The 3,804-nt window shown below is 73.0% G+C and carries 3 protein-coding genes; all 3 read left to right on the forward strand.

The window, feature by feature from the left end:
• Positions 1–141 precede the first annotated feature (141 nt).
• The 3 genes from DQW06_RS27295 to DQW06_RS27305 all read left to right on the forward strand — a co-directional run bounded on the left by DQW06_RS27295 (position 142) and on the right by DQW06_RS27305 (position 3,698).
• A complete protein-coding gene (locus tag DQW06_RS27295; protein ID WP_071621264.1) occupies positions 142–1,827 on the forward strand; it encodes a DNA-3-methyladenine glycosylase 2 family protein in 1,686 nt (561 codons plus the stop codon).
• Positions 1,828–1,877: 50 nt separating this feature from the next.
• Positions 1,878–2,441, forward strand: a complete 564-nt coding sequence (locus DQW06_RS27300) for a methylated-DNA--[protein]-cysteine S-methyltransferase (protein WP_041552996.1) — start codon at positions 1,878–1,880, stop codon at positions 2,439–2,441.
• Positions 2,442–2,630: 189 nt separating this feature from the next.
• Positions 2,631–3,698, forward strand: a complete 1,068-nt coding sequence (locus tag DQW06_RS27305) for a M23 family metallopeptidase (RefSeq protein WP_013151114.1) — start codon at positions 2,631–2,633, stop codon at positions 3,696–3,698.
• Positions 3,699–3,804 lie beyond the last annotated feature (106 nt).

Genomic DNA, 3,804 nt, shown 5'->3' on the forward strand with positions numbered 1-3,804 from the left:
GCCGGTGGGCCCCTCGGGGTCGACCGGCCCGGAGACGGCGGGCCCCTCGGCGCCGGTGGGCGCCGGAGCCGGGAGGCCCTCGCGTCGATGTCCGAAAACCGCCAGCTTCGGTGCGCCGCGTCGGCGAACATGGATGGCGTGATGGACGACGACCAGCGCTACCGCGCCGTACACAGCAGGGACGCCCGCTTCGACGGCGTCTTCTACACAGCCGTGCGCACCACGGGTATCTACTGCCGTCCGAGCTGCCCGGCCGTCACCCCGAAACGGGCCAACGTCCGCTTCTACCCGACCGCCGCGGCCGCCCAGGAGTCGGGGTTCCGCGCCTGCAAGCGGTGCCGTCCCGACCTCACCCCCGGTTCGCCGGAGTGGAACCTGCGGGCCGACGTGGTGGGCCGCGCGATGCGCCTCATCCAGGACGGCGCCGTGGACCGGGGCGGCGTCAGCGCCCTGGCCTCGGCGGTCGGCTACAGCGAACGCCAGCTCAACCGGCTGCTGTCGGCCGAGGTGGGCGCGGGGCCGCTGGCCCTGGCCCGGACCGAGCGCGCCCAGACGGCACGGGTGCTGGTGGAGACCACCGACATGCCGATGGCGGACGTCGCCTTCGCCGCGGGGTTCGCGAGCGTACGCCAGTTCAACGAGACGATGCGCGCGGTGTTCGACCGCTCCCCCACCGAGATGCGGACCATGGGCGGTCGGCGTGCGTCGGCTTCCGGGGGGTCGCGTCCGGGGGACGCCCGCCCTCCGGCCACCGAGCCGGGGACGGTCACGCTGCGGCTGCCCTACCGGGAGCCCATCGACCTGGCCCGGATGCTGAGGTTCCTCGGAGACCGTGCGGTTCCGGGCGTGGAGGAGTACCGGGACGGGGTCTACCGCAGGACGCTGATGCTGGCGCACGGTCCCGCCGTGGTGGAGTTGTCCGAGGGGTCCGGGACCGGCAGGGCGGGCAGGACCGGCCGCGCTGGTGCCACGGGCGGCGTTCGTCCGGCGGACGCTGTGGACGGCGGGGTGTCCGTGAGCGGTGGGGGGCACGTGCTGTGCCGCCTGCGGTTGTCGGAGGCGCGCGACCTGACCAGCGCGGTGCGCAGGTGCCGCAGGCTGCTCGACCTGGACGCCGACCCGGGTGCGGTGGCCGAGGCCCTGGGCGGGGACCCCCTCCTGGGACCGATCGTGGCCGCCCACCCGGGACTGCGATCGCCGGGGCACGTGGACCCGGCCGAACTGGCGGTCCGGGCGGTCCTCGGCCAGCAGGTGTCGGTGCGTGCGGCCCGCACGCTGGCGGGGCGGCTGGTCGAGCGGTTCGGCGAACCGCTCGCTCCGGGCCTGGAAGCGCCGGGCGGAGGACTCACCCACGTGTTCCCCTCCCCTGACGCGCTCGCCGCGGCCGACCCGGCCGGTTTCTCCGTCCCGGTCGCGCGGGGACGCGCCCTGGCGGGGCTGTGCGAGGCGATCGCCTCGGGGTGGATCGACCTGGGGCCGGGATGCGACCGGGACGAGGCCGAACGGCGTCTGGTGGAGCTGCGCGGCATCGGTCCGTGGACCGCCGGTTACGTGCGCATGCGGGGTCTGGGCGACCCGGACGTGTTCCTGCACGGCGACTTGGGCGTCCGGATGGCGCTGGAGGCGGGGGGCAGACGGGCGACCCCCGCGGCGGCCGCGCGCGAGGCACGGGAGTGGAGCCCGTGGCGGTCCTACGCCAACCACGCGCTGTGGGCGTCGTTGGCCGACCGTGAGCGGGAGGGCACGGCCGTTCGGGCGGACGTGGTCGTGCGGGACGGCGTGCGGGATGCTTCGAAGGAACGTCAGGAACGGAAGGAATCGGCATGAGCACGCGGCAGGCGCAGGCGTTCGGGGGACCCGGACAGGAGGGACAGGGCATGCTGGCGTTCGACGTGGAGCCGAAGGCGCCCCCGAGGGTGGCGACGGTGGAGTTCCGTGCTCCCCTGCCCGGACCGACGCGGTACACGACGATGGAGTCGCCGGTGGGCGACCTGACCCTGTTCGGTGACGGCGCGGCCCTGGGCGGCGTGCTCACCCCCGCCAAGGACGGGCTGACGCGGGTGGTCCCGCAGGACTGGGTGGCCGACCACAAGCCGTTCGCCGATGCCGAGGAGCAGTTGAGGGCGTACTTCGCGGGCGAGCTGCGCGAGTTCACCCTGCCGCTGGCCCCCGTGGGGACCGACTGGCAGTTGAGGGTGTGGGCGGCGCTGACGACCATCCCGTTCGGCGAGACCGCGAGCTACGGCCAGCTGGCGGAGGAACTGGGGCGGCCGACCGCCTCCCGGGCGGTGGGCATGGCCAACGGACGCAATCCGATCAGCATCATCGTGCCGTGCCACCGGGTGATCGGTGCGAACGGTTCGCTGACCGGGTACGCGGGTGGACTGGAGCGTAAGGAGTTCCTCCTGGGCCTGGAGGGCAGGGTCGCGGGCATCCGCTGACCCGGCGAGGAGGCCGTCGGCCCCGTTCCCGAGTGCGGGAGCGGGGCTTTCCTCTGCGTGCGACACCGCGTGAAGCGCCGCCCTTACACCCCTTGTCGCGGCACGAACTCGTCATTACTCTTCGGTAACTGTGCGCTCACACCCCTGCGCGCACGGTTCCGCTGGCTCCGCCCCCCACAAGGAGAAGAGTTGCCACTCCCTTCCGCCCCCGGCCTCCGTGCCCTGGGCTCCAGAACCCGCACCCTGGGTGCCGCCGCCGTGGCCGTCGCGACCTCGGCCGTCCTGGTCGTCACCGCCCCCACCGCCCACGCCCGACCGATCCCGGCGGGCACCCCGCTCGCCTCCGCCGACAACGTCGAGATCACCGTCGACAGCGACACCGCCGAAGCCCTCCCGGGCGGGTCGGCCGCCGCGTCCCCCGAGGACGTCCTGGCCGAATCGGTGATCGCCGACGTCCTGCAAGCAAGGGACTCGTCCCTCGGCGCGCTCGCCCGCCAGGAGCGCGACGTGCGGGTCGACGTCCGCGAGGCCGCCGACGGCTCGGCGTTCGGCGTAGCCATCGTGACCGCGCCCATGAACGTGGACGAGAGCCCCTACGCCTGGCTGTTCGCCGCCGACTACGAGGGCTCCGCGTGGACGGTGGGTTTGGAGGGGACCGAGGAGTTCTCGTCCATCCTGGCCGACTCCGCACTGCTGGAGGAGGACGAGCGGGAGACCGTCGCGGCCTCGACGGACCCCTCCGGGGTCTCCACCAGCAGCTACATCGGCGTCGGGCTGCCGTTCGCCATCGGCTCGTCGATGATCATGACGGGAGGACCGCACGGCAACAGCGGAGGCCGTCCCTACAGCTCGGTGGACTTCGCGGGCGGCAGCGGACAGGCCCGCGCGGCCCGCGGCGGCTACGCCTACAGCCTGTGCACCGGCTGGACGCGGGTGATCCACGACAACGGGTACTCCACGGACTACTACCACCTGGAGAACTACCAGTGGCTGCCCGGCAACAACGTCGGGGTCGGCCACTACCTGGGTACCCAGGGCAACAGCCTCTGCGCCGGCGGTTCGACGACCGGTGCGCACATCCACTTCTCGCTGCGGGGGTACAGCGATCCCAACGCCGCCGGCTGGTACGTCGCCCTGCACGGCAGGACCCTGGGCGGCTGGACCTTCGTGGAAGGCGGCGCCTACGGCGGCTACGCCTACCGCAACGGTGTCGGAACCGTCTACCCGGGCGGCTCGATGTACAACTACGGGTTCTAGGCGTCCACTGATTTCACAAGTGCACATGTAAGACCGTGAAAAAGGGGGAGGGGTCGCCTTGTGGGCACCCCACCCCCACCACAAAAAGAGGGGGGCCGCCCACAGG

The sequence above is a fragment of the Nocardiopsis sp. TNDT3 genome, from assembly GCF_003427465.1.
GTDB lineage: Bacteria > Actinomycetota > Actinomycetes > Streptosporangiales > Streptosporangiaceae > Nocardiopsis > Nocardiopsis dassonvillei.